The 26,669-nt window shown below is 39.8% G+C and carries 23 protein-coding genes, 2 pseudogenes, 1 riboswitch and 1 other annotated feature; of the genes and pseudogenes, 8 read left to right on the top strand and 17 right to left on the bottom strand.

Features of this window, described 5'->3' with window-relative positions; genetic code table 11:
• The first annotated feature begins 61 nt into the window (after nucleotides 1-61).
• Nucleotides 62-352, top strand: a complete 291-nt coding sequence (locus tag FNK51_RS05600) for a BA3454 family stress response protein (protein WP_098370443.1) — start codon at nucleotides 62-64, stop codon at nucleotides 350-352.
• Nucleotides 353-599: 247 nt separating this feature from the next.
• Here FNK51_RS05600 and FNK51_RS05605 read toward each other — a convergent pair.
• The 8 genes and pseudogenes from FNK51_RS05605 to FNK51_RS05640 all read right to left on the bottom strand — a co-directional run bounded on the left by FNK51_RS05605 (nucleotide 600) and on the right by FNK51_RS05640 (nucleotide 9,039).
• A pseudogene (locus tag FNK51_RS05605) lies at nucleotides 600-1,054 on the bottom strand (YfmQ family protein).
• A gap of 300 nt (nucleotides 1,055-1,354) precedes the next feature.
• Nucleotides 1,355-1,639: a cytochrome aa3 quinol oxidase subunit IV gene (qoxD, locus tag FNK51_RS05610; protein ID WP_076370787.1), complete on the bottom strand. Its 285-nt coding sequence runs from the start codon at nucleotides 1,637-1,639 to the stop codon at nucleotides 1,355-1,357.
• 1 nt (nucleotide 1,640) lies between these two features.
• The gene (gene qoxC, locus FNK51_RS05615) at nucleotides 1,641-2,237 is read right to left on the bottom strand and encodes a cytochrome aa3 quinol oxidase subunit III (protein ID WP_141992696.1); all 597 of its coding nucleotides are present in this window, start codon (nucleotides 2,235-2,237) and stop codon (nucleotides 1,641-1,643) included.
• Nucleotides 2,237-4,183, bottom strand: coding sequence for a cytochrome aa3 quinol oxidase subunit I (gene qoxB, locus FNK51_RS05620; protein ID WP_141992697.1), 1,947 nt, complete (start codon nucleotides 4,181-4,183; stop codon nucleotides 2,237-2,239). Before qoxB ends, qoxC begins: the two co-directional genes overlap by 1 nt.
• Before the next feature lie 73 nt (nucleotides 4,184-4,256).
• Nucleotides 4,257-5,186 (bottom strand): cytochrome aa3 quinol oxidase subunit II, encoded by a 930-nt coding sequence (gene qoxA / locus FNK51_RS05625; RefSeq protein WP_141992698.1) that lies wholly within the window; start codon nucleotides 5,184-5,186, stop codon nucleotides 4,257-4,259.
• Nucleotides 5,187-6,362: 1,176 nt separating this feature from the next.
• Nucleotides 6,363-6,677 (bottom strand): hypothetical protein, encoded by a 315-nt coding sequence (locus FNK51_RS05630; protein ID WP_179891008.1) that lies wholly within the window; start codon nucleotides 6,675-6,677, stop codon nucleotides 6,363-6,365.
• Between the two features lie 264 nt (nucleotides 6,678-6,941).
• On the bottom strand, nucleotides 6,942-8,177 hold the full coding sequence (locus tag FNK51_RS05635; protein WP_141992699.1) for a S1C family serine protease: 1,236 nt from the start codon (nucleotides 8,175-8,177) through the stop codon (nucleotides 6,942-6,944).
• A gap of 190 nt (nucleotides 8,178-8,367) precedes the next feature.
• A complete protein-coding gene (locus FNK51_RS05640; protein ID WP_141992700.1) occupies nucleotides 8,368-9,039 on the bottom strand; it encodes a DUF309 domain-containing protein in 672 nt (223 codons plus the stop codon).
• Nucleotides 9,040-9,228: 189 nt separating this feature from the next.
• Between FNK51_RS05640 and FNK51_RS05645 the strand changes: the two genes are divergently transcribed.
• Nucleotides 9,229-9,585, top strand: a complete 357-nt coding sequence (locus FNK51_RS05645) for a hypothetical protein (protein WP_076370771.1) — start codon at nucleotides 9,229-9,231, stop codon at nucleotides 9,583-9,585.
• Nucleotides 9,586-9,797: 212 nt separating this feature from the next.
• Nucleotides 9,798-9,899: pseudogene (locus FNK51_RS05650) on the top strand (IS3 family transposase); the annotation flags it as partial.
• 61 nt (nucleotides 9,900-9,960) lie between these two features.
• Here FNK51_RS05650 and hmpA read toward each other — a convergent pair.
• The gene (hmpA, locus tag FNK51_RS05655) at nucleotides 9,961-11,181 is read right to left on the bottom strand and encodes an NO-inducible flavohemoprotein (RefSeq protein ID WP_141992701.1); all 1,221 of its coding nucleotides are present in this window, start codon (nucleotides 11,179-11,181) and stop codon (nucleotides 9,961-9,963) included.
• Between the two features lie 274 nt (nucleotides 11,182-11,455).
• A complete protein-coding gene (locus tag FNK51_RS05660) occupies nucleotides 11,456-12,439 on the bottom strand; it encodes a ketoacyl-ACP synthase III (RefSeq protein WP_098370432.1) in 984 nt (327 codons plus the stop codon).
• Between the two features lie 319 nt (nucleotides 12,440-12,758).
• On the opposite strand from FNK51_RS05660, the gene FNK51_RS05665 reads away from it, so the two are divergent.
• The gene (locus FNK51_RS05665; protein ID WP_141992702.1) at nucleotides 12,759-13,289 is read left to right on the top strand and encodes an NAD(P)H-dependent oxidoreductase; all 531 of its coding nucleotides are present in this window, start codon (nucleotides 12,759-12,761) and stop codon (nucleotides 13,287-13,289) included.
• A gap of 69 nt (nucleotides 13,290-13,358) precedes the next feature.
• Here the strand turns inward: FNK51_RS05665 and FNK51_RS05670 are convergent, their stop codons facing one another.
• The 6 genes from FNK51_RS05670 to FNK51_RS26405 all read right to left on the bottom strand — a co-directional run bounded on the left by FNK51_RS05670 (nucleotide 13,359) and on the right by FNK51_RS26405 (nucleotide 21,470).
• The gene (locus FNK51_RS05670; protein ID WP_098370430.1) at nucleotides 13,359-13,718 is read right to left on the bottom strand and encodes a winged helix-turn-helix transcriptional regulator; all 360 of its coding nucleotides are present in this window, start codon (nucleotides 13,716-13,718) and stop codon (nucleotides 13,359-13,361) included.
• Nucleotides 13,719-14,064: 346 nt separating this feature from the next.
• Entirely contained in the window at nucleotides 14,065-15,069 is a 1,005-nt protein-coding gene (locus FNK51_RS05675; RefSeq protein WP_098370429.1) for an ABC transporter permease, read from the bottom strand.
• 1 nt (nucleotide 15,070) lies between these two features.
• Nucleotides 15,071-16,573, bottom strand: coding sequence for a sugar ABC transporter ATP-binding protein (locus FNK51_RS05680; RefSeq protein WP_141992703.1), 1,503 nt, complete (start codon nucleotides 16,571-16,573; stop codon nucleotides 15,071-15,073).
• A 57-nt stretch (nucleotides 16,574-16,630) separates the two neighbouring features.
• Nucleotides 16,631-17,743: a sugar ABC transporter substrate-binding protein gene (locus FNK51_RS05685; RefSeq protein WP_141992704.1), complete on the bottom strand. Its 1,113-nt coding sequence runs from the start codon at nucleotides 17,741-17,743 to the stop codon at nucleotides 16,631-16,633.
• A gap of 116 nt (nucleotides 17,744-17,859) precedes the next feature.
• Nucleotides 17,860-17,965: riboswitch (SAM riboswitch) on the bottom strand.
• Between the two features lie 95 nt (nucleotides 17,966-18,060).
• A complete protein-coding gene (locus FNK51_RS05690) occupies nucleotides 18,061-20,802 on the bottom strand; it encodes a GTPase domain-containing protein (protein WP_286178582.1) in 2,742 nt (913 codons plus the stop codon).
• 494 nt (nucleotides 20,803-21,296) lie between these two features.
• Complete coding sequence (locus FNK51_RS26405) at nucleotides 21,297-21,470, bottom strand: hypothetical protein (protein WP_164468807.1); 174 nt, start codon at nucleotides 21,468-21,470, stop codon at nucleotides 21,297-21,299.
• 207 nt (nucleotides 21,471-21,677) lie between these two features.
• Nucleotides 21,678-21,924 (top strand) — a binding site (T-box leader).
• A gap of 98 nt (nucleotides 21,925-22,022) precedes the next feature.
• Here FNK51_RS26405 and brnQ point away from each other — a divergent pair.
• The 4 genes from brnQ (at nucleotide 22,023) to rluF (ending at nucleotide 26,303) form a co-directional block, all read left to right on the top strand.
• Nucleotides 22,023-23,354 carry a branched-chain amino acid transport system II carrier protein gene (gene brnQ, locus FNK51_RS05695; RefSeq protein WP_141992705.1) on the top strand — a complete coding sequence of 444 codons (1,332 nt, stop codon included), beginning with the start codon at nucleotides 22,023-22,025 and terminating at the stop codon, nucleotides 23,352-23,354.
• 122 nt (nucleotides 23,355-23,476) lie between these two features.
• Entirely contained in the window at nucleotides 23,477-24,409 is a 933-nt protein-coding gene (locus FNK51_RS05700; protein ID WP_141992706.1) for an aldo/keto reductase, read from the top strand.
• A gap of 172 nt (nucleotides 24,410-24,581) precedes the next feature.
• Nucleotides 24,582-25,481, top strand: coding sequence for a DMT family transporter (locus tag FNK51_RS05705; protein WP_098370425.1), 900 nt, complete (start codon nucleotides 24,582-24,584; stop codon nucleotides 25,479-25,481).
• 114 nt (nucleotides 25,482-25,595) lie between these two features.
• Nucleotides 25,596-26,303 (top strand): 23S rRNA pseudouridine(2604) synthase RluF, encoded by a 708-nt coding sequence (gene rluF / locus FNK51_RS05710; protein WP_063235298.1) that lies wholly within the window; start codon nucleotides 25,596-25,598, stop codon nucleotides 26,301-26,303.
• Between the two features lie 131 nt (nucleotides 26,304-26,434).
• On the opposite strand, the gene FNK51_RS05715 is transcribed toward rluF, so the two are convergent.
• Nucleotides 26,435-26,635 carry a hypothetical protein gene (locus FNK51_RS05715; RefSeq protein WP_141992707.1) on the bottom strand — a complete coding sequence of 67 codons (201 nt, stop codon included), beginning with the start codon at nucleotides 26,633-26,635 and terminating at the stop codon, nucleotides 26,435-26,437.
• Nucleotides 26,636-26,669: the final 34 nt, after the last annotated feature.

Here is a 26,669-nt window from a genome sequence, read left to right on the forward strand (position 1 = left end):
GTCATGAGTACAAGCCAGGTCGTTTTTTTATTTTGCCGGGGAATAGAGTGGTCAAAAAAAAGTGTTGACACTTCCTAAAAAATATCAGATAATTTTGAATATTAATTCGTTAGGTTTTACCGCTTTTGAAATGTTTGAAAAATCCTCTGCCACGGGTATTAAAGAAATAGGTACAACCACCTCATTTAATTCTGAATTAGGAAAGGAAAGATGCATAATGGTAAAAGTTACAGTAACAGTTGATTTTCAAGGGAAATCTTATCAAACTAACGTACTTACTAAACCGGATACAGATCATGAAGTAATTTTACAACAAGCGCTTCATCAAGTTGAAAAACAATGGAAAGCATAAAAAGGCAGGCATCGCAATAGATACCTGCTTTTTTAATACCATTTCATATGCGCGATTAAAGAACCTCTTACAGCAATTCCCTCACTTTTAATTGCTTTTTCCAAAATAAACTAAAATTGAGACGTCAGTGTGTGCGTTAACCTCTTAATCTGAATAACAAGTAATTTAGAGTTGTACCTAAGGATTACATTATAAAAGACTTATAAAAAAAGATGGTCTTTTTAAGGACCGTCTTTTTAATGTTCTTTTAAACTAAATTTCTTATTAATGGCATGGAACGCTCTTGGAGGCTATCTGAAAGCAGGCTATAAGAAATGACTTTCTTCTTGTACTGTTTAACTACATCCACGTGGTCATTGTAAATGTACACAAATAACCTAACATCCTTTTTGCTTCTTTTAGTATCTATGACCAATGGAGTCCCACTGTTCTCTGGATGTAAAAACAATTGCTCGTTCCCTGGGAATATATGATTTTTTTCAAAAATCTAGCGTTATTAAAATAATTAATAACTTGAATTTTTTCTTCACCTTCCAAACGTTTTCCGTCTAAGGTTACGATCGCATTCTCGTCACTAATTTCTGAGTGTATTTTAAATTTGCTGATAATCCAATTAACTGCATCGGTCGGAAGACAGGAAACCAATATTTTTAACAAACTTAAGATAATTGTCAAAATCAAGACCGGCAATGTCAAGTTCATCATCTCCGCTACGTTTATAAATACTTATATCGCTTATTATATAAAAAGGTCTGACAGTTTTTCTTAGAAAATGTGTACGTTCTATTAACGTTTTACTTTTGTAAAACATTACACTAGAACGCACGGCCGCGCTTCGAAAGGGGAAAATTTTTCTTTTATAAATATAATGTTCCGAAATGGTAATACTAAACAAAATGGGTTCATCCACATCTTCAAAGTATGAAGTGGATAGAGCAGTATATTATTAATTAAATACAAAAAACTGGGCGTCATCAAGACGCCCAGTTTTTCCGGAATGGATTATTGATATCCCCAAACCATTGTTAGCAATGTACCGAAAATTGTAACCAATGCAACGAACAATCCGTAATAAACGTTTGTGTAAATCGATGCTTTATCTTCAGACTCTCCTGCATGCATGAACATAACAAATTGAAGTGCAGCTTGCATGAAAGCTGTAACAAGTAGGATGATCACAGCCATTTTAAGTGAGAGATCAAACACAATAACTGATAGTGCGACCAAAGTCAGAACTAGCGAAAAAGCAAATCCCATAACTTGGCCCCGTGGGAATAGTTCTTTCATATTACATCATTCCTTTCAGGTAGACGAAACTGAAGATGAAAATCCAGACAACGTCCAAGAAATGCCAGTAAAGTGAAAAGATGAAAGCCTTGTTTGTTGTCTGTGGAGTCATACCGCGCTTTTTAATCTGCATGACGATGAAGGTTCCCCAGAATAAACCAAGTGTAACGTGAGCTCCATGCGTACCTAGTAATGTGAACAAACTAGATAAGAAAGCACTTGTTTGAATCGTTGCTCCTTCATGTACATACTCCACGAATTCATAAATTTCGACTCCTAAGAAGCCTAAACCAAGAATAAGGGTGATAATGAAGAAACCAATCGTTGCTTTCTGCCTGCCAAGTCTCATTGCATTGATTCCAAGACCTATGGTAAAACTACTAGTTAAAAGAAAGATTGTTTGAAACATTAGTGTTGGGACTTTAAAAAGATGTTCCCCTGTTGGACCATTTCCAGTACCATCAACTAAGACAAAATAAGTGGCGAACAGTGTAGCGAAAAGAGCTATTTCTGCTCCTAGGAAAATCCAGAACCCAAAAATCTTTAAGCGATTTTCTTCCGTGCTATATTCTAGTGGCAGCGAGTTATCTATTTTCATTACTTAGCACCTCGCAATTTATTTTCAGTTTCTTCGATCTCTTCAACAGAGATATAACGTCCGTGATCTTTTTCGAATGAACGGTGAATCATACAAGCAAAGATACCGATCGTTGCAATGATTGCAATGATCCACATGCTGAATACCAATGCAAAGCCCCAAACGAAGAAGATACAGCTCATGATAAACGGCACGCCACTGTTATTTGGCATATGAATCTTTTCTACTTTACCGCCAAATAATTTAAAGCCTTTTTTCTTTGAATCCCAGAATGCTTCTGTAGAATCAACTGTTGGCACAATTGCAAAGTTATATTCAGGGATTGGTGTATGTGTAGCCCACTCTAGAGAACGTGCATCCCATGGATCGTTCGAAATATTTCTTGATGCATAACGAGTACTCCAATAGATATTGTACACAATAAGTGCAAAACCTATTGCTAAACCAATCGCTCCAACGAAAGAGAGCATATTCAATGGGCCATACCCTGTTGATTCAGAGTACGTATACATACGACGTGCCTGCCCATCTAAACCAGTGATGAACATCGGGAAGAATGTTACATTAAAGCCTACTATAATGAACCAGAACGACCATTTCCCAATTTTTTCGCTCAACATGAAACCGAACATTTTTGGCCACCAGTACGTGAAACCAGCAAGTACGGCAAATACAGTACCAGGGATTAAAACGTAGTGGAAGTGAGCTACCAAGAACATTGTATTATGGTATTGGTAGTCAGCACTTGCCATGGCAAGCATTACCCCTGTTACCCCACCGAGCGTGAAAATCGGAATGAAAGCTAAAGAGTATAGCATTGGAACGGTAAATACGATTTTACCTTTCCAAAGTGTGAACAACCAGTTGAAAATCTTAACACCAGTCGGGACGGCAATTGCCATCGTGGTAATCGAGAAGATACCATTAACCATTGCACCGTGACCCATTGTATAGAAATGGTGAGCCCATACAATGAAAGATAGTGTAGAAATAGCTACCATGGAGATAACCATTGAATTGTACCCGTACAGGTTACGACGTGCAAATGTCGAAATGATTTCACTGTAAATACCGAAAGCGGGAAGAATTACTATATAAACTTCAGGATGTCCCCAAACCCAGAACAAGTTCGCCCAAAGCATATCGCTACCGCCATTGGCCATCGTAAAGAATTGAGTTCCGAATAGACGATCCATTGTCATCAACGCAAGTGCCACTGTCAATACAGGGAAAGCGAAAACGATAATGAAGTTAGTGATCAAGATAGACCATGTGAACATTGGCATTTTCATTAAGTTCATGCCAGGTGCTCTCATTTTCAAGATGGTTACGATAAAGTTGATACCAGTCATTAATGTACCGATACCTGCTATTTGAAGTGAAATCGCGTAATAGTTCGAACCGACTGATTCACTGAAATCATTACCTGCCAGCGGGAAGTAAGATGTCCAGCCTGCATCAGGAGAACCACCGACTACGAAAGAGATGTTAAATAGCATAGCCCCCATGAAGAATAACCAGAAGCTTACTGCGTTCAGACGTGGGAATGCTACGTCACGCGCTCCAACTTGTAATGGTGTAACAATGTTCATTAACCCAATGATAAATGGCATAGCCATAAACAGGATCATGACGACCCCGTGTGTTGTAAATACCTCATTATAATGCTGTCCATCCAAAAGACCGTTATCTGGAATAGCCGTTTGAGCACGCATCATAAGAGCATCGACGCCACCACGGAAAAGCATAAGCAGTGCTGCCAAGATGTACATGATACCAATACGTTTATGGTCAACCGTTGTTAACCACTCACGCCATAAGTAACCCCATTTTTTAAAATAGGTAATTCCGGCAACAACCGCAATCATGGTTAAGCCAATGGCAATCATGGATGCATAAATCGCGGGACTTGGATGAGGTACGGCAAATCGATCAAAGTAATCCATACTTTTGTGACTCCTTTCAGGAAAATATTCCTTATCTTGTAAACCTAGTTGTTTTATCGAACGAAATTAATTCTTAGTGATCATGACTCATGTTGCTGTGTTCTGAATGTTCCTCGTGTGAATCCTTGGAATCATTTTCTTCAGTATCAGAAGATCCGTGGTCATGACCAGCATTTTCCCCTTCAGGAGCTGGTGAAAACTCTAAGTGAGTTCCAGTGTAAGTGGATTGTCCCACATGACCAGGTTTTAATAATTCATTGAATTTTTCCTCAGTAATCGGTTTAGCAGTAGCTTTAATTTCATCTACCCACTTATCGTATTCTTCTGCAGACAGTGCATTAACGTTGAACGTTTGCTGAGCAAAACCTGAACCACTGAAGTTTGAATTTCGACCCATATACTCACCTGGTACATCAGCTGCTAAGTGCAACGTATTAACCATGTCCGACATCGCGTATTTTTGTCCTCCAAGTTGCGGAATCCAGAAACTTGAGATTGGACCGAATGAGTAAAGTTTAAATTCAATTGGTCGGTTAGTAGGTATAAACAGATAGTTGACCGTTTCGATATCCTCTTCCGGATAACTAAAATGCCATTTCCAGTTGGAAGATGAAGCGTAAATAACTAAAGGTTCTTGATCTCCGTACCCTTTAGGTGTTGCCTCAACTTCATTTGTTGTTTTAACAGTAACAACGGATAGGAAAGCGACGATTAAAATTGGAATCGCAACCCAAATTATTTCAAGAACCTTACTTCCTTCTATATGAGGCGGTTCATAATCATCACGTTGTTTGGAAGCACGATATTTCATTATCATGAAGATATACAGTACCATAACGACAAGGACGACAAAGGACATTGTCCATATCGAAATCATAATAACATCTGCTTGTGTTGCAGCTACTGGCCCTTTAGGGTCCAAGACCATTAATGGGTTATCGCAACCGGTTAGCACAGTGGCAATTGTAAAAAGTATAGTTAATAGAGCCCATTTTATTTTCATAGTACTACCCCTTTCTTACATAATAAAATTCCAATTGGTAATTATTCGGACAAAGTGTTACCATGTTCACAAACCCGACATACCAATATTAATCCCAAGTGTAAAAAAAGACAATATAAAGTGACATCTGTCACATAAAGTTCAATAAAGAGCAGTAAGAAGATGGTAAATGAACAGAAATGTTCGAAAATCTTCAGCAAATGAAATATAATAATTGTTTAATAAATTACCTATGGAAAATTCACTTATCAGTACAGGATTGCTGACAGTATCGGTCACTTTCCGTTTAATATTACTCTAATATAATGAAATAATTTTTTCACATTATATTCACCGCGTTTATTGCCTCAAGACTTATAAAGATTATGAATTAAATTACCTATCCTGTTAATTAGGTATCTATCGTTGGAAAACATGATCTATAGCGGATTTTTTCCACTCGGCCATGGAAGTTGGTAAATGGTAGCCGCATTGTACACGATGTTGTTTCCATGCTTTAATACCCTTTTGATCCAACACTGGTCAATATTATATATATATAAGGAAATAACGAGTGTGAAATGTAATTGGCTTTATTCTCCTCGCAATACTTATTGCCCTGACAGTATTCCTAAACAGCCGTTTAGCAGTAGTCGTGGGTGAAGTAATTCAGGGATCAGTCAAACTAGTTACAACTAGTCAAGTTGTTTATCAATCAATATCAGTAGGACAGGACAAAAACCATTTTACAAAAAAGTACATTGGGTGGTTCAATAAACTCCGCTTTTGGAAACTCACTACTCAAAAATCAATGACATCCCTTTTGTATCTTCAAGGAAAAGTGCATAAAAAAAACCACAAAAAAAGGACTTCTTAAAAGTGTCCTTTTCTCGTGGATATAGTTCAAAATCAAAGTGAAAACTTCCTGGCGTTCAGGCAGTTTGGTTTGAATGTCCAAGCACATCGTATGTATTTCAAAAACAAAGGGTTACTTGAAATATTTTTTTGGTACATGACGAGTGCAGTATATTGTATTGAATTAAAAAGTAGCCAACTGATAATTAATCCAAGTCCTCCACAAAATGAAAGCGCATTCAATCATTCGGATCACTTTGACTCAAATTCTTTAGACAGGCGTTCATCCATGTTAGTAAATCTGATGATAGAATGCAAGTTCATTATGCTATATTCCTCGTTTTAGTTACTGAATTCTGTACTTCTTTTTGTTTGAGTGTTAGCCTTTGACTTCATTTTTATGATTTTAGTCGTTTCCGGTACAATTCTTTCACCTTTATGTGTTTTCATTACCATTTCTTCTGTCAGGACAAAAAATATACCAACTAGAAAAATTGCAGCTGCGCTTAGTGTGATGGCGATTCCAACGGCGGTAAATATATAATCTTTATTGTAATCGCTTACAAAGAAGCTTAAAGCAAAAATAATAATTCCGATTACACAACCTGTGCCCGATACCCATTTCACTGCATCTAACATCTTCTGATTAGCTTCCATAATTTCATCCCCTTTCTTTCTATTTTATGACATTTCACAAATTTGTCAAATCTTTTCTATATTTTAACATATTCACAATGAAAACCTTGACAAATAGAACGCGCTACTATTAGCTTTTAGGTATTCAAGACTATATGAAAAATATGTAAAACAGTGCAAATACACTATCTACTTTTTCCTATATTAACCTTTTCTATACTACTAAAAACTTCTCGACTTCCAATTAAAAGCCCCCTGATGATTAATCAGGGGGCTAACTACTTTCTATGGTTTTTGCAAGGTTAACGTTACCGTTTTCTCTTCAGTACCCCGATATACTGTAACCTTTACTTTATCGCCGATTTTCTTATCTGTATATAAGTACTTCCTTAATGCAGCGGCTGTATTTATTTTCGTTCCATCAATTTCAACGATGATATCCTGTTGCTTAAGCCCTCCATTCGCCGCAGCCGATCCCGCTTCTATACTCGTCACCATTACACCGGACTTTACGGCTTCAGGAACATTTTGAATGTAATATTGCGGCAGTTCTTCCATACTGGCCAAGCTGACTCCTAAATATGGACGCGTGATTTTTCCATTTTCAATCAGCTCCGTAACAATCGGAATCACATCATTGCTTGGTATGGCAAACCCTAAGCCTTCCACACCGTTTTCGGAAATCTTCAAGCTGTTTATGCCGATCACTTCCCCAGCGGTGTTGATCAAAGCACCTCCGCTATTGCCAGGGTTAATCGCTGCATCTGTTTGAAGGACATCAAGTTCCCACTCCCCATCCGAGGTATCGACTGAAATGGAGCGTCCGGTCGCACTGACGATCCCTTGTGTAACCGATCGTGAAAAATCAAGTCCAAGTGGGTTGCCAATTGCCAATACTTCTTCACCTGGACGCATGCTATCAGAATTACCGAATTTAATTCCCTCCGGTGCTTTCGAGGCATCAATTGTCAAAACCGCTAAATCCGTCAAAGCATCCGCGCCGACAACCGCTGCTGTTGCCTTTTGTCCATCATACAATGAAATTTCGACTTCCTTAGCTCCTTCAATAACATGATTGTTCGTGATGATATAGGCTTTCCCATTAGCTTTTTTATATATGACCCCTGAGCCAGTGCCGCTCTCAACCGTTTCGCTCTCCGTGCTTTGCTGCTGGTACGGGTTCTGGTTTTGCATCTCCTGTAAATTCACGACCCCTACAATTGATTTGGATGCTGATTCGACCATCTCTGCCCTATCATTTGAATCCGTACTTGTCGATAACTTTTCCGCCGTGACACTTTTATCCTTTTCAACACTTTCCGTTTGCTGTACACCTGCCGTTTCTGTTGCCTCATTCACTGAACTTTTCCCTTGATCTATAAAATCCCCGCCAAATAGAAATACAGACGATGTAACCATAGAAGCAACCGCTCCGGAAACAAGACTGGTTATCCAAAGAGATTTACCCTTTTTCCGTTCTGCCTTTACTCTGACTTGCTCATCACCATTATAATTCTCCATCTTTACCCCTCCTAGGATTGTCCTTTACTTGGCTCAATCATAAACAGTAAATATTAAAAAATTCTTAAGAAAATAAGAAATAAGGTGACCTTTTTAAAAAAATTAAAATTTTATCGAATCCTGTTACTTTGCCGCACCACAAAATAAAAAGGCCTCTACAGGGGCCTTTAATCCGAACATTCAGTTATCCTTACATGACTTCATAAACTTCTTTAGTCTTCTTATTCACGCCATACCAGCCCCAAGTGGTTTTATGGCCACTTTTCTGACTAGGTTCATCCACCTCGAAAACATGAAAAATGTAATCTCCCTTTTCGGAATCATGATCATGTTCGATATGCAAATTCGGGAAATTTTCCATGTCCACATAATCCTTCACAAGCTTCTCCGCCTGAGATTTACTTAATGTACTAACCGAATCCTTGCTTCCTTTGCCTTTTGTTTCCGTTGCCGCCTTATCTTCTACTTTGGATCCGTCCTCAGTTGCTTCCTCCACCGGTTCGTCATTCCCCTCTACAGTTTCTATCGTGGCGGAGTTTGATACCAGGTGCATTTCCCCCCCCTTTGAAACCATTTGTTTACCTTCCCGGTATTTTGCTTTATATGCGGTTGCTTTTTCAAAATCGCTTTTGGCCGAACCAAAATCCTGTTCGTCGTAATTCTTCATCCCACTTGCCAGAAAACCTGAAAGATCCATTAACTCCCTTGCTTCCGGTGTTTTTGCTTCTTTATAAGCTAATTCAAATGCCTCATGGGCTTCTAAATAATTTTCCTCATTCAACTGACTTTTCCCTAAATCCATATTGGAATCATAATTCCTTGTTACGCAGCCTGAAGCAATCAACACAAAAAAAATAACCATGATTGACCTCTTCACTATGTCACCCCTCACTTTTCCATAATATTCTGTAAATCCATCTTAAACCATTTGATAAGAAATCCGATACCTCTATTTCCTATCTTTTTCATTAAGGAAATGTTTACGTTCATGATTAACTTTTTACAAATAGTGGTACAGAATAGATAAACGCTTGAAAGGATGATGTGCAGAATGATGCAGGAAAAACAGACCTACCATGTCGATTTGGTCAGCGGCGACGTACTCGGACAAAAACTTGAAGAGAATCCAAGCTTCACTATACACGCAACTGATGAGGAACTTGCAGAATTGAAACAATGCTTGGAGGAACACCGGACAGATGACCTGGAGGCATATGCCCGTTCACATGTGCCCTACCTTCTCTATCATCATGACCGGGCAAATGATAAATACGATGCAGCCATGAAAAGACTTTATGCCCTCATTTATAAATTAGGGGATGAAACGGCACGAAACCATATTGAAGAAATCGGCATATTGAAAGATAACAAATTCGAGGGAAAAGAAGAAGTGCAAAAGTTCAAATAACAAATAGGAACAGAACCTAAAATTCAAAGGTTCTGTTCTTTTATGATCAAGTTCAATCAAATAGCCTTCCTTCCCCCCTAATATAAGGAAAAAAGATTCCATTTTGTGATTCATTATACAGTTTTATACGCAGGTTCCTTTCAATCTACATATTTATCTTTCAAATAGTCTGAACCTACACCACCAATAATCATCAAAGCTAATGGTAAAAACTAGAAGAATATTTCCATTACTACAATCATCAACGAATCAAGATAAAATTAAAAGGCATGAGCCCGGTAGGTTACCGGGTTCATGCCCTCAAGGCTGCATAATTAAATAAAGTGCCTAACTTTTTGGGTTCACTTCAATGAAAGATCCACAAATTTAGTTTACTTATTTTTCTCCTAAAATAGCGAGTGGACTAAATACTTCATAATGAATATGGTCTTTCGATACACTCCATTTATTCAGGGCCTCATTGATTGCTTCCATAAAAGGAATAGGTCCGCAGAAATAAAAATTAGCTTCTTTTGATGGAACGATTGATTGCAGGAAGTCTAAACCCACGTATCCTTCTTTATCAAAATGTCCAGAGGTTCGATCGGCTTCTGTTGGTGCACCATAGACTGCATATGATTTTATATGTTGGTGTTCATTCACTATTTGTTGCAGATGATCTTTAAAAGCATGTGTTTGACTATTGCTTGTTGCATGGATAAACGTAACCTGACGTTGTGGTTGCTTTTCTATAATGGTATTTAACATGCTAAGCAAAGGTGTAATTCCAATACCCCCACTAATTAGAACAACGGGTAAATCAGTGTTATCCAGTTCGAAGTCACCTGCAGGAGCAGAAAATTGCAGCATATCTCCAACTTGCAGCTGTTTATGCAAATAGTTAGATACAATTCCAGATGGAGCATCTCCATAGGCATCTTCACGTTTAACACTAATTCGGTAGTAATCTTTACCAGGTGAATCTGAAAGACTGTAATGGCGTATGTGCGTATATTTCTCGCCAGGAATTTCAGCCTTAAGTGTTAAGTATTGCCCAGCATGATAGGAGGCAATGGGTTTTCCGTCTGTAGGCTTTAGATAAAAGGAGGTTACCACATCACTTTCTTTTATCTTTTTATCGATATTGAAACTTCGATATCCTTCCCATCCACCAGGCTGATGTTCTGTTTCCTCATAAAGGTTTTTTTCAATATCAATAAAGGCATCGGCAATATAGCCATAGGCCTTTCCCCATGCCTCTATGATTTCATCTGTGGCTGTGTCACCCAACACATCTTTAACTGCTTGAAGCAACGTTTCACCTACAACCGGATACTGTTCAGGCTTGACCCCTATGGCACGATGTTTCTCAGTAACTCTTTTAATTACCGGTTTTATCGCTTCAAGGTTCGTAATATGTTCACCTGCAGCATAGACAGCATATCCCAATGCCTCCTGTTGGATTCCTCTTTTTTGGTTCGTTTGGTTAAAAAGATTATACAAATCAGGAGCTTTTGAAAATAGTAATTCATAAAATCTCTTTCCTATTGGTTTACTATGTTCCTTGAGAACAGGTGCTGTTGACTGAACGATTTCTATGGTCTTAGCATCAAGCATGTTAAAATTTCCTCCTCAAATTTCAGGGATATATACTGTAAATAGCATTCCCGTTAAATATTGGAGTAAACATGATATTTTGGCCCTTTTCACTTATCACTAACCAACCCAAACTCCTTACTAAAGGCGGGCTTCAGCCCATTTGGAGATTTTGAAATCCCTTAAGATAATTCAAAGACACCATACCTATTAGTACGGTGTCTTTTGTTATTTTAGTATCATAGTTAACTTAAACTGACCCTTTATATCAATAAGATCAGTAGCAGAAAAAGTGTTATAGGGTCCAATTGATAAGCAATCCTGCTTGTGCTAACCCACCACCGAAACCATATAATAAAAGCTTCTCACCATTATTTAGCTTTCCTTCACTTACTCCTTGATCTAAAGCTAATGGTATTGTTGCTGAAGAAGTATTTCCATATTCCACTAAGCTATATAAAGTACGCTCAATTGGAAAGCCACTTCTATCACATATTGACTCAATCATTCTTAAATTTGCACTATGCGGAACGAACCAATCAACATCATTCAAATGCAAATCAGTATTTTTCATCACAGTTTGCATTCCTTTTGGAACAGTAGTAACAGCCCATTTATAAACCTCACGTCCATTTTGAACAAGATTACCACTATTATTCAAGTCTTCACCATTTATACGTGTCGATAGGTTTGTACTATATAAATTTTTTCCGCCTTCTCCTTCCGAATATAAATGTGAAGAAATAAAACTTGGCTGTTTTTCATCATATTCTACAAGAACTGCTCCTCCACCATCTCCAAATAAAATACAAGTGGCTCGATCTTCATAGTCCATAATTTTAGATAAAGTATCAGCTCCAATAACAAGAACTTTCTTGTTTAAACCAGATGTTACTAATCCATTAGCTACATGCAACCCATAAGTAAATCCTGCACAAGCTGCGTTTAAATCAATAGCTCCAGTATTCTTAATACCTAGCTTTGCTTGGACTAAAGAAGCTACACTCGGAGTGTTAAAATCAGGTGTAAAGGTACAGACAATAATCATATCAACATCTTCGACAGATTTATCATACCGTTCCATTAAATCCTTTACAGCTTTATAACTTATATCACTAGTAAACTCTTCTTCATGTGCAATTCTTCGCTCTTTAATACCAGTACGTTTAACAATCCATTCATCATTGGTTTCAACCATTCTTTCTAAGTCCTTATTTGTTAAGCTTTTTTCTGGAACATAAGAACCTATCGCAGTAATACGTGCTTTGGATTTGAACATAAAATAACCACCTCGTGTTATGAATTGCATCAATTTTATAACTGATATTAATACCTGGTACTAATTATAAAGTAAAAAAAATCTTATGCAACTACCGGTCACTTTAGAACCCAAAGGAAAAGAGCTGAACGACAAAGAACGAGGTCCTTGCTCACCCCCCAGTAAGAAGAAATCCATTCATTCTTTTCTAATCTCTTTAAAGACTTATCCCGATTTAACACTCTCCTTTAGGTAAGTACCTATACTAAAAGTGCATACTTACGTACTTGCAGAGTGCACTTTATACTTAAGATAAATAATAATTAAGGAGGAGAAATCTTTGAAAACTCTTGTTATCGTATCACACCCAAGTCTAGAAACATCCGTCATAAATAAGCGATGGGTAGAAGAGCTCAGGAAATATCCGGAAAAGTATACATTACACGAATTGAATAAGGTTTACCTTGACGGAAACATTAATGCGGAAAAAGAACAGCAATTAATCGAATCGCATAGTAATCTTGTTTTACAGTTCCCTTTTTATTGGTTTAATTGTCCGCCTCTCCTAAAAAGGTGGCTTGACGATGTTTTTACTTATGGTTGGGCTTATGGTTCAAATGGAGGCGATAAATTAAAGAATCGCAAAGCTGCTTTAGCTGTATCTGCCGGAATTAACAAAGAAGATTATAGTGAAGATGGAAGATATCGCTATACACTTGAACATTTATTATCTCCCTTTGAAACTACCTTCCTATACTGCAATGCAGATTATCGTTCATTCTTTGCGTTTTATGGTGCTGAAAATGAGCCGTCCGCAAGCGAATTGGAAAAAAGCGCACAAGATTATTTGAATTTTGTCGACAACCTTTAATAGGCAGTTCCATTAAAGAAGTATTTCCTTGTTAGGGAAATACTTCTTTTGAATTAATCATAGCTACACCTACGGCTGTACAGACTCCTGAGCTGGCAAACTGTTTTTTTCTCCCCACTCGCACATCAAATTTAACAATGGAATGAGAGATAGACCACGTTCAGATAATGAATATTCTACTTTTGGGGGTATTTGGGGAAATTCCTTGCGTATGATAAGGCCGTCTGCCTCCAACTCTTTTAACATGATGCTTAGTGTTTTAAAGGAAATGGTACCGATACTTCGCTTCAGCTGATTATGCCGCATAACCTTATTTTCAGACAGCCAATACATTATGATCATTTTATATTTGCCGCCTATTAAGGACAACGTATATCCAAAGCCAGTGTCATTTGGTTTCACGCCAGTCGGAACACAGGTTTCACGCATAAGTTTACACTCTCCTTTAGATAAGTATAGGATATGAATGTTCATACTTTACAATAAATCATTATCAATCTTATTAAAAGGTAAAGTAAGTTCCCTATAAAAATTGACTATTGTGGTCAATGTTTATACTCCAACAATGAGGAGCAAAAGGTCCTCCTGCCCCCATTTTAGCGAAAGTAAAAAGAGTTCATTATTATTAAGTAAAATGATGAAGTTGCGCAAATTTATATCCATGACCCGTCCCTTTTAAAAAAGGAAAGATCCTGTTGCATATCCAACAGGATCTTTATCAATATTCAACAATCCCAATGATAGGTTTCTTGTAGATTAACGTAACGGATTCATTTTAGTGTTTTTGTTTGTAATAGGTTACCGCGAGCGCAAGGGCCAGCACTGTTCCTTTGACGATATCCATCGCATAATACGGAACGGACATCATGATCAAACCATTTTGAAGGATTCCGATCAGGACTGCACCGACAAAGGTTCCAAATGCATTCGGTTTTCCCGCTCCTAAAACGGAGGAACCAATGAAGGCTGCTGCAACGGCATCCATTAAATAGGGGGACCCTGAATTGATTTCCGATGTCATGACCCTTGAAGCTAGGACAATCCCCCCGATTGCAGCTAATAGAGCTGATAGCAGATAGGCAAGGATTTTGTATTTATTGACCGATATCCCGGAAAGTCTCGCCGCTTCCTTATTTCCCCCAATAATGTACATATAACGACCGTGCTTCGTATAAGTCAAAAAGATATGGGTCGCAATCACAATGACTGCCATGATCAGGATTATCCATGGTACCTGGCCAATTTTGGCGAAAAATGGGCTGATCAGTCCTGTTGCGAATGTCCCGTCGGGCATGACCATATTTTGCGAAACCGTTGCCCCTTTTGTATAAGTAAGGGCAATTCCCTGGATAATGAACATGGTAGCCAATGTCATCAGCATGTCGGGAATTCTCAATTTAACGATCATGAATGAATTCAAAGCCCCTACGACAAGTGAGGCGCCGATCGCAGCTAATATGGCGATTAATGTATCCTGCGAAAACCAGACAAACATTGATATGACGATGGCATTGGCCAATGATGCGACGGAGCCGACGGAAAGGTCGAAGCCATCCACGGTCAGGGATATCGTAATGCCAATCGCAATGATGGTCACGATTGAAATGGAACGCAGGATGTTGATCAGATTATTCGTTTGAATGAAAGATGGATTGGACACGGCAAAAATTACAATCAGAATGATAATCGTCAATATTGTGCCGTATTTATAGAAAAAGTCGAATAGTTCCAGCTTTTTCTTCGCTTTCGCTGTCTGTGTAACAGGAATGGGTATGCTCATCCTATTTTCCTCCTGTTGAATAGAATAGTAGTTCTTCTTCATTCGTTTTGCTCGTTTCTAATTCGATGACAGTGCTCCCGTCATATAGCACATATGTCCGGTTGGTAATGCCAATGATTTCGGAAAGCTCGGATGATGCATAAATGATCGCTTTCCCATTCCTTGCAAGCTTTGCAATCAATTCGAATATATCCTTCTTGGCTCCAACATCGACCCCTTTCGTTGGTTCATCGAATATGTATACATCCGCATCGGCCATAAGCCATTTTCCGATGGCAACTTTTTGCTGGTTACCACCTGAAAGGTTTTCGACATTCACTTCTCCTGAAGGAGTTTTAATGCCGAGACTTGCGATCATTTCCTTCGCCTTTTCCTTTTCCGCCTTACGATCCACGAAGCTGAACGTCTTGCAGAATTTGCCGAGACTGGCTGCGGTCAAGTTCGCCGAGACTGATTCCTGAACGAGGACCCCTTCTTTCCTGCGTTCCTCAGGTACAAGTGCCAGACCGCTTTTTACTGCTTCGTGCGGTGATTTCAAAGAAAGCTTTCGACCATTCAGGATTACTTCCCCCGCTTTGATCGAAGTATGACCGAAAAGGGTTTTACAGAGTTCCGTTTTTCCCGCCCCGACTAACCCTGCCAAGCCGATTATCTCGCCTGCTTTAATATTCAGACTGACATCCTTGACTTTCTCGGCATCTGACAATCCGTTCACTTCCAGAATGACGTCTCCGATCGAAGCATTGACTTCTGGAAACTGGTCATCCATGGCTTTACCGAGCATATTCTCTACCACTTCGTTACGGGTTATGTCCTCCTTCTTTCGACAAGTGACACGCTCCCCATTTCTCATGATCGTAATTTCCTCACAGATTTCATAAATCTCAGGCAGACGATGTGAAATGAAAATGATTCCCACGCCTTTTTGCTTTAATTCATTTACAATTCGAAAAAGTTCTGTCGTCTCCGTATGACTTAACGGAGCAGTTGGCTCATCGAGAATCAGGAATTTGCATTCTGTCGAAACGGCTCTTGCTATCAGGACCATCTGTTTTTCAGCCAAGGTAAGGTCTCTTACCAGCTTTTTCGAAGGGACACGAATTTTCATATCTTCAAGAATATAAGAGGCTTGTTTGTGCAGCTCTTTCCATTGGACCCTCTGTTTTTTCCCCATGTTTTGGACCATATCATTCAACATTACATTTTCCCCAACCGTTAAGTAAGGGATGAGGGCTGTATCCACTTCCTGATAAACAATTTGAATGCCTTGTTCCTGAGCCGCTTTTGGCGAGCGGATATCCCGCCTCATCCCATCAATAAAAATGTCACCTGAATAATGAACATGGGCTCCCGATAAAACTTTCATTAACGTCGATTTCCCTGCTCCGTTTGCACCGACCAATGCGTGGGCTGTCCCTGATTGTACGGAAAAATCAACTTCACTCAGCGCCTTCACCCCCGGAAATTCAATCGAAATCTTCTTCATTTCTAGTTGCGTGCCCATGTCCATTCCCCCTTATTGAACAGACACTCCCTTCTACTTGAAAGAGAGTGTCTCTTTTTACTTTTTATAATGATCCTTCAAAACTTTCATCCAATCTTCTTCAAATTCCGTAGATTCACCCCATCCATCGACAATACCAGACAGATTTGCCATGTTTACCGCTTCTTTTGAAGCTTGGACTTGCTTTTGTGAAATAAGTGAAGCCTCTAAGTCATAGGTTTGCGGCGTATCTTCGCCCGCCAATTTTTTAGCCAATATCCTCATATTAACTGCACCGATCAACTTGGGATCGACTGCTGCCGTGTAGGACCATGAGCTATCTGCCGATTGGATTTCCTGGAGATCTGCGTTAGATACATCAATTCCATATATCTTCACTTCATCTCGGCCCGCTTCTTTAATCGCCCGGGCTGCACCGATGGCAAAGGCATCCCATGTTGCGAAAATGGCATCCAATTTACCTTTAGGGTATTTATTCAGCATTGCGGCTACAGCATTTTGTGTCTGAACCGAAGTATCGGCAGATGCCACTCCGAATCTTTCGACTTCTTTAATCCCAGGATTTTCTTTTAGTTTTTCCTGATAGACTGCATTTCTTCTTACCATTGGTGGGAAACCATCCACCCAAAGATATGCAATTGCCGCTTCACCTTTCTGCTCTTTTATCAGTTTATCAAAAGCCAGTGTTGCCAACGCTTCATCATCCTGTGAAGTTAATGTCACACCATCTATTTTAGATAGATCGCTTATTGAATCGAACGTGACAACGCTTTTACCTGCATCAACCAACTTTTGAACGTCATTCACAGTTGCTGCATCATCACCATGGGAAATGATATAGCCGTCGTAATCTTCCTCCAATTCCTGCGCTATCGCATCATGAAATTTAGCCGTATCACCATTGGCTGTATATGTATCCACTTGGAATCCGAGTGCTTCTCCTTCTTCCTTCGCCCCCGCCAGGTATTGGGCCGTATGATCATCACCGCCAATTTTACGGATCACTTTGATCTTGGCTCCATCCCCATCTGCAAATCTTTCCGGTACATTTTCAAATGATACTTTTTCTTCTTTCTTCGATTCTGTGGAACTCTGCCCAGTAGAGCAACCCGTTAAAAGCAAAGCCGAAGCGATGGCTGAAATAAATATCCCTTTAATAGACCTTCTCATCTTGTTTTCCCTCCATGTTTTCTAATTAGTCTTATCAGTTAAGTCGGTGTAAATCCCAAAATAAAAACCTCTCTAATATAGAGAGGTTTAATCGGCTGTTTTGCAGACTTGTCCCTCTCTTATCTGTCAAAACATTTCTGTTTTGCAGGATTTAGCACCAATTCCTAATGGAACGGTTGCTGGGCATCTTAGGGCCAGTCCCTCCGCCACTCTTGATAAGAGATATATTGTGTTACGTTTTCGTAATTATCACTTTATAGGGATATAGTCGTAAAGTCAATAGATTTTTGAATATTTGAAATGTTCCCCGTTATTTTTTATTTTCTTTGAAGCTGGGCTAGACGCTTTTTCTCGATTTTTTCAAGCCTCTCCAACTGCCTTAATTTCACTTCGAACAAAGTGATCGGGTCACGGTAAACTTCCGGATTTTCTTTCATATGCTCCAATGCAGCCTGGAAGTCTTTTATCTCGGTCTGCGTTTGTTCAATCGTTTTTTGAAGTAAGGCAAATGAACTGCGATAGAAAAGTGCGATGTCCCGATCCAAAGATTTTTCAAACAATCCAAATTGGGTAAGGAAACGTTCCGTGATCATTTCCGCAACATCCAGGTAATCTTCACTTTCCAGATATTTCTTATAACGATTGTACATATTGGCTTTATTTTGCGGTATCGCCCCAAACAGCTTCCCTGCTCCTTTAAGCAGCAATTGTGATGGAGTCCTGCGCAAAAGGATATTAACGTTTTCGATGCGGATACTGCTTGTCATCCGATCGGCATCACGGCGCCAGTCATCCAATACCCTGAAGTCACCTGCAAGCGTAATCCGTTCTTCTTTGTATAATTCATTGAATCCGGCACTCATCTCATCCATAAACTGCTGGCTTTGTGAGAACTCCATTTGGGAACTGGCAATCCAGTCTTGAAGAGAACGGTAATATTGAGGCATGATCTTATCAGAAATGAAGTTTTGAATCCGTTCATTCATTTCTTGGTTTAACTGTACATGGACCTGACTGAAATCACTGCTTTCCGTTAATGATTTAGAGCAATCCCTCAGTAATTCAGGAATTTTAGAAGAAAGCTGATTTTTCACTTCATCCTTAAGCAGACGATACGACCTTATGATATTTTCACTTTTTTCTTTTTCCAAATCAGCCAGTTGATTGACCGCCCCATTCAGTTTGACTTCCATCTGTTCATTCCAAGAGATGGAATGCTCGCATTTCCGCTCATTGGCTGCCCGTTTTTCTAACAGATAAGATAAAGTTTTACGAATGAATGCAAGGATTTTTTCAGATCTTCTTTCCTTCCAATTATCCTCTTGATAATTCGATTGAAGGAAGGCTGAAAGGTCCTTCAATTGCTGCTTGCTATCATACAGTTTGGAGAAAGCGAATACTTTCGCATTCGGGAAATATGCATTCACTTTATCCCATGTTTCGTCTTCCATCCGGACTGCCACCTGATCACTGTATATCGTATCCATTTTATTTAACAAGAAATGAATCGGCAGTTTCGGAGCCATCATTTGAATTTCCAATAACAGATCCCGTTCACTGCCGGTGAAAGGCGCCCGGGCGTCAAGAACGAACATCAGTCCATCACTGCCATGTAAATAGCCTTGGAAATCTGATTCCACGCTTTTTTCCCCATTGAACCCCGGTGTATCCAATAATCGCAGACCATTATTTCTTAGGTAGTCACTTATGATTGTCACATCAACAATAGTCCCGCGCTGGCGGCGTGTTTCATCCAATTCAGTTAGCTCCATGACAACCTTTCTATCTGTATCGGTAATTTCAAGGATTTCCAAATCATCCCCGTCTTTGACACTGACTAATGACGAATGATCTTCAGCGGCAATGCTCTCGCCAACAATTGACTGAATGAAGGATGTCTTGCCATTTCCTGTACTTCCTACAAGAAGAAGATTGAAGTTTTCGGTATCCTTAAGCCCCTCGACCATCCATTTAAGCTTATTGCCAACCATTAAATCATTATCTTCAGCCCACTGGATAATGGAATTGAACAGTTTCTCTCCCGCTTCCAGTCCGCCTCCTATTTTAGGCGATTTCGCCAACAGGCTTTCTGCATCCTGAATGACCAGCGCATTGATCGTAACCGGGAAGATTTCATTCCAGGACAACGCGGATGCCGCCGCAAACAGCGAGAGCTCCCCATCTGCGATTTTGAGCCAGTTTTCCAGTAACCTTGGCACGACAGGACTTAAATCTTTGATTAGGTGCGTTCCTTCTAAAAGACCTGCATATGCATCCCTGTAATAGACGGAAAGCTCATCCCATACATCAGCATGGTTCAATTCGATGGTATCTATCAAGTTATTAATCACTCTTAGCCATTCGAAATAAGAATCCGTATATTTATAATTTTTCCAAAGGGCAACCGTCACCTTTTCGAAACGTTCCTGGTCGAGTGTGTAAAGCGAACCAAGGACAGTTGAAAAATAATCCGGATCAATCGATTGGGCAACACCCTGCTGGATATACGTCTTCAGCACATCGAACCAGCCCACTGATTCTGTACGGATACTTTCATTAGCCGCTAATACCACTGCACTGTTCCAATCCTTTTGTTCTTCAAAAAAGGCGCGTGCGATTTCCGTGACATTCGGGTAATCCGGTTGAAACTCGACTGCTTCTTTCACAACTTTGGAAGCCAGGTCATTTCTCGATTCCACTATGTACAGCGAAAAAAGTTGCAAAAGAACCTCTGTTTTCAAGACCGCTTCATCCGTATTGACGGATTTATAGATATCCTCTGCGGTAGAGTACATTTCCAGTTCAAAATAAGCATCAGCGATGTTTTTCTTCGCCCATGAACCAAGTTCCCCTTCTATGTTCTCCCATTTAAAAATGGCTGCTTCATAGTCATGATGCTGAAAATATACTTCTCCTTGAGCAAATCGAATTGCAGTTAAATCCGCTCTTTCCTTTTTTTGTTCCACGAGAAACATTTCACCCAAAGCTTGAATCGGGTGCTTCCTTGTATCCTCAATCATCGTTTCATAATATTTTTTTCCGATCAGCCGTTCGTCCATCTTTATTCCCCCGATATATTTCATATTTTCAATTAAAGGATAATCACTGATTCTATAAGCCTTCTAATAGACCTAACTTCAATCTATTGGTTCCTTTAGTTAAAAAATCATTTACAAAACCTTAAAATATTATTTTAGCAAAACAATATGGTAACAACATGTCACCACTCTTACAATTTTAAAACAGAAACAATTGGAACTGTAATGTTTTTAATAAAGAGATACATAAATGTCATTTCCATATTCGAGAAAAAATGTTTTTCCCAGTTTTACCACATATCAGATAGAGCTGGGCGAACCATTCTTTATACCTCTAAATTACCAGAAGCCCAGCCCTTCAACTACCTATAACGGTAAAAAAGCAAAATCACCCTGCCTCGTCCATTACTATATCCCCATTTTTCCGTTCATATAAAAAAGCAGTACCCTCATTCATAAAAGGTAACTGCTCTCTGATAAGCTCCGAACAGTCGTTGTCCTTTGACAAATTAGGATTATACCCCTGTACGCTTACGTTGGTTATTCGGCTTTTTGGTCAACTGGCTTTTAAGCTGTTTCGTTTTCTTCACAACGCCTGTTTCCAGTTTATCTTTACTTGATCCTGCTTGCTTTTGAGCCAGTTTTTGTTTGACTGCATCCGCCAGGCTTAATTTTTTATTTTCAGACATACTGTTGTCTCCTTTAGTGTTCTGCCTTCTATTATAATATAGTTGCGATTAGAAAGATAATAGGGAGTAATATCCTATTCTTCTTGAAAATATCCTCTGGATATAGGAAGTTTCGCCAACGAGGGACTAATTTCCTGCTCCTTTAAAAGGATTAATGATAAATTATATTGACTTCATAATCAGAATTTGCTAAATTGTCTATATATTAAAAAATCTATGAAGAGAAAGAGTAAGATGAGAACCCTGTTCCACAGAGAGTCGACATGTGGTGGAAGTCGATGTCCAAGGCCTATCCGAAAATCATCTCTGAGATGCAAAGCTGAAAATGCAGTAGGCTTTGACGGGTTTCCGCCGTTACAATGGATCACGTATGAATACGTACGTTGACTGAGTGCCGCAGTTTTTTTTTATTGCGGAATATGGGTGGTAACGCGAGCACAAACTCGTCCCTGATTTTCAGGGGCGAGTTTTTTATTTGCACAAAACACTTTAATTAGCCTTTTTCAGGCCAGTCGGCGAGAGTTATCATTTTTTAAAAAAGGAGAAATCACCATGAAAAAAACAGACACATTATTTATCGGCCTTATGCTTTTCTCAATGTTCTTCGGAGCGGGGAATCTCATATTCCCTCCATTTTTGGGAGCATCTTCAGGAACTTCCTTCTGGCCAGCCATTGCCGGTTTTGTTGTAACCGGAGTCGGCCTGCCAATTTTGGTGCTTCTTGCAGTCTCACTTGTTAAAGGCGGGGCACAAACTATCGGAGCCCGTGTACATCCTCTATTCAGCACGTTGTTCATGGTGGTCATCTATTTAAGCATCGGGCCTTTTCTGGCCATTCCAAGAAATGCGAATGTTGCCTATGAAATGGGCTTCAAGCCGTATTTTGGCGACTCAATGAATCAATCACTATTCCTATTCATTTTCACAACCATATTTTTCATCACAGCTTATGCCATTTCATTGAATCCAGAAAAAATGGAAACCTTCATGGGACGCTGGATTACACCCGTTCTACTTCTGTCCATGGTCATTCTCTGTGTCGTTGGGTTCGTAAAGCTTGATGCACCATTCCAAGCTCCAACCGAAGCATATGCTGCAGGAGCATTTTCGAAAGGTTTCATTGAAGGTTACAACACGATGGATGCACTAGCTGCCTTGGCTTTTGGAATCGTCATCCTGACTTCTATCCAGCAAAGGGGGATTTCCGAACGAAAACAATTGACGAGATATACAGTAAAAGCTGGTCTCATCGCTGGTGTTTTGCTTTCATTAGTTTATATCTCATTAGGTGTAATGGGAGCACGCATGGCAGCCGGTGGGTCCTTTGAAAACGGAACGGACATCCTCACTGTCGCATCCACCCTTTTACTTGGAACTGGCGGGAAAGTCCTTCTCGGAATCATTTTCACTTTAGCATGCTTCACCACCGTCGTCGGGTTGACGACTGCTTGCGGACAGTATTTCTCGAAACTTTTCCCCAAGCTGAACTATAAAACCGTCATTCTGATTGTAACAATCGTCGGTTTCATCCTTTCAAATATGGGTCTGAATCAAATTTTGAAAGTATCTGTACCATTCCTTGTGATGGCTTATCCGTTAACGATCGTCCTGATTGTCCTGACATTCTTCAGCCGTCATTTCAAAAACCCGAAGAAGGTTTATCGCAGTGCAATGATTTTCACAGGAGTTTTCGCCTTGATGGACGGACTGAATGCCTTCGGCTTACAATTAGGACCCGTGCAAACGTTGAGTGATGTCCTTCCCCTTTCTGCCTACGGAATGGAGTGGATCATCCCCGCTCTCGTCGGTACAGCCTTTGGCCTGCTTCTCAGTCAATTTGGACAAACGGCTCGAGCTGAAGAGTTGGAAATCGAAACACTATAATAATGAAGGAAGCAGGTGATTTTACGGGTCACCTGCTTATTTTGTACACGCCTGCACTGCTTTATTTTGGAAATCGACATCCACTTTTTGTTATGATGGGGTCAAAGGAGATGATAAGTAATATGTCTAAGCAAACCCGTATTGGTAAAACAGATCTGTATGTAAATCCGATTGGCCTTGGCACGAATGCAATTGGCGGACATAACCTGTTCCCTAATCTAAGTGAGGATACAGGAAGGGATGTTTTGAGAACAGCATTGGAAGAGGGAATCAACTTTTGGGATACAGCTTACATTTACGGTCCTGAGCGTTCAGAAGAACTTATCGGTGAAATCCTTAAAGATAGTCGCAAACGCGAGGATATAGTCCTTGCCACTAAAGGGGCACATAAATTTGCCGATGGCAACATCGTCTTTGATAACTCTCCGGCTTTTCTGAAAAATGCTGTGGAATCGAGTCTAAAAAGGCTCCAAACGGATTACATCGACTTATTCTATATCCATTTCCCTGATGAGGATACCCCTAAAGATGAAGCGGTAGGTGCCTTAAAGGAATTGAAGGATGCAGGCAAAATCAAGTCGATCGGCGTCTCGAACTTTTCGTTCGAACAATTGAAGGAAGCGAATAAAGACGGCTATGTCGATGTGTTGCAATCTGAGTACAATCTATTCAAACGGGAGGCAGAACAAGACCTGCTGCCATATACAGCCGAAAATAATATTTCCTTCATTCCTTATTTTCCCCTTGCTTCCGGTCTGCTCGGCGGCAAATATAATCAGGAATCAACATTCGAGGATGGCCGGGCAAAAAGTCCGCTTTTCCAAGGACAAGCCTTTGTAAGCAACCTGCAAAAAGTAGAAGAAGTCCGGGCGATTGCCAACAGGAAGCATACCGATGTCGCCGATGTCGTACTTGCTTGGTATTTAACTCGGCACTCGATAGATGTACTGATTCCCGGAGCGAAAAAGCCTGAGCAGGTCACACGCAACTTACAAGCATTGGATGTCGATTTAACCATGGATGAAATCGCCGAAATCAGTGCCATTTTCGCTTAACATAGATATGAAAAAAGGCTGTTCAGCTCATGTTGAATGGCCTTTTTCTATTTATCCTGCTCTTTGGTTCATCCTTGTACAAAAATTGACTACTAGGCTCGCTATATTGCTTAGGTACTCCTGTTTTGATATATTTAGTGAATATTCCACCAATTAAGGAAGAGGCAGTCTGATGAAAAAATCTATTGTTATTTTATTTCTTATCTTTGCAAATTTGTTTTGGGCCGGTAATTACATTTTCGGAAAATACGTTGTGACCGAACTTTCCCCAATCCAACTAACATTTACGCGATGGCTAATAGCCGTATTCTTATTGTTTCCTTTAGCCCAATGGATTGAAAAGCCAAATTGGAAGAGTGTATGGAAAGAATGGAGATTGCTGTTAGTCATGGGTGTGCTCGGAATCATCAGTTATAATTTTTTCCTTTATTGGGCTCTGACCTATACAACTTCCATGAATGCCGCTCTTGTCAATTCCATGAACCCTGCCTTAATTGTGCTTTTTTCCGCTTGGCTGTTAAAGGAGAAAATTTCATCCCTCCATGCACTCGGACTTATCATATCTTTATTCGGCGTTTTATTGGTCTTGACAAAAGGACACCTTCTGGATATTTTCCAGCTCACTTACAATAAAGGCGACTTATTGATGATCCTGGCGATTCTCGTTTGGACCTTCTATTCAATAATCGGTAAAAAACTGAAAAACATTCCGATCATCTCAGCCACTGCCGTTTCCGTATTTCTCGGATTGATTCTCGTCGCTCCATTCGCCATTGGCTCGGGAATGAACCTTAATTTAAGCAGTGAAGCCGTCACGGGGCTCTTATATATTGGAATCTTCCCGTCTGTCGGTTCCTTTATTTTCTGGAATATCTCCCTTCGTCATATCAATGCTAGCCAGGCTGGAATTTATCTAAATCTGATAGCTGTATTTACCGCCATTCTTAGCCTGATTTTAGGTCATACTATTACCATCGTCCAAATCCTGGGAGGTCTTTTTGTCTTCAGTGGCGTCTACCTGACAAGCAAAAAGAAAAAGGAATATCCGGCAGATTTCACGAAGAACATGTAAAGAATATCCAGTAATTCTCACCAACTATGCTTTCTTGTCTTTTCCCCTTGTCTATGCACCATGATTTACGTTATCCTTTAAAGAAGAAAATCTGAATGTAAAGGTGTGCTTTAGTTGAGGATCAATAAATATATCAGTGAATCCGGAATTACCTCGCGACGAGGCGCAGACAAATGGATAGCCGAGGGCCGTGTGACGATTAATGGAACTGTAGCTGAGCTCGGCAGTCAAGCCGAACCCGGTGATGATGTTCGTGTAGATGGCAAGCCGATAAAAGTGGAACAGCAAAATGTCTATATTGCACTGAATAAACCGATAGGTATTACAAGTACGACGGAAAAACACATAAAAGGGAATATCGTTGATTTTGTAAATCATCCGCTTCGCATTTTTCATATCGGACGGCTGGACAAAGACTCAAGCGGTCTGATCCTTCTTACAAATGATGGAGACATCGTAAACGAAATCCTTCGTGCAGAAAACAAACATGAAAAAGAATACATCGTAACCGTGGATAAACCACTTACCGCTTCCTTCATTAAAGATATGTCATCCGGAGTAGAGATTTTGGATACGAAAACACTTCCATGTAAGGTTGAACAGTTGACCAAATATACATTTAATATCACTTTGATGCAAGGACTGAACAGACAAATCCGCCGTATGTGCTCCGCACTAGGGTACGAAGTCCGTGATTTACATCGAATCCGGATCATGAACATCCATCTGGACGGACTGGCGATCGGACAATGGCGCGACTTAACCGAGGATGAATTGACGGAACTATTTAAGGAATTAGATTATACTCCAAGGCAAAGATGATAATGAAGATGCCCCCAGATTTCCGGGGGCATCTCTTTTTTAATTTCAGAAGAATTTTCCGCAATAATTTGCTATTTTATTCTTATCTGAGTACTTTTACTCGTGAGTTTCACTTTACTCGTGAATTTTGCTCATTTACTCGTGAGTTTCACGCTTTTACTCGTGAATTTTACGCTTTTACTCGTGAATTTCACTTTACTCGTGAGTTTCGCACTTTTACTCGTGAGTTTCACGCTTTTACTCGTGAATTCCACTTTACTCGTGAGTTTCACGCTTTTACTCGTGAATTCCACTTTACTCGTTAATTCCACTTTTTCACGAGTAAGGACCAAAATAAAAAGCAACCTGCATTAGGCTGCTCGTTAT

The sequence above is a fragment of the Bacillus sp. B4EP4a genome, assembly GCF_006680105.1.
GTDB lineage: Bacteria > Bacillota > Bacilli > Bacillales > DSM-1321 > Peribacillus > Peribacillus simplex_E.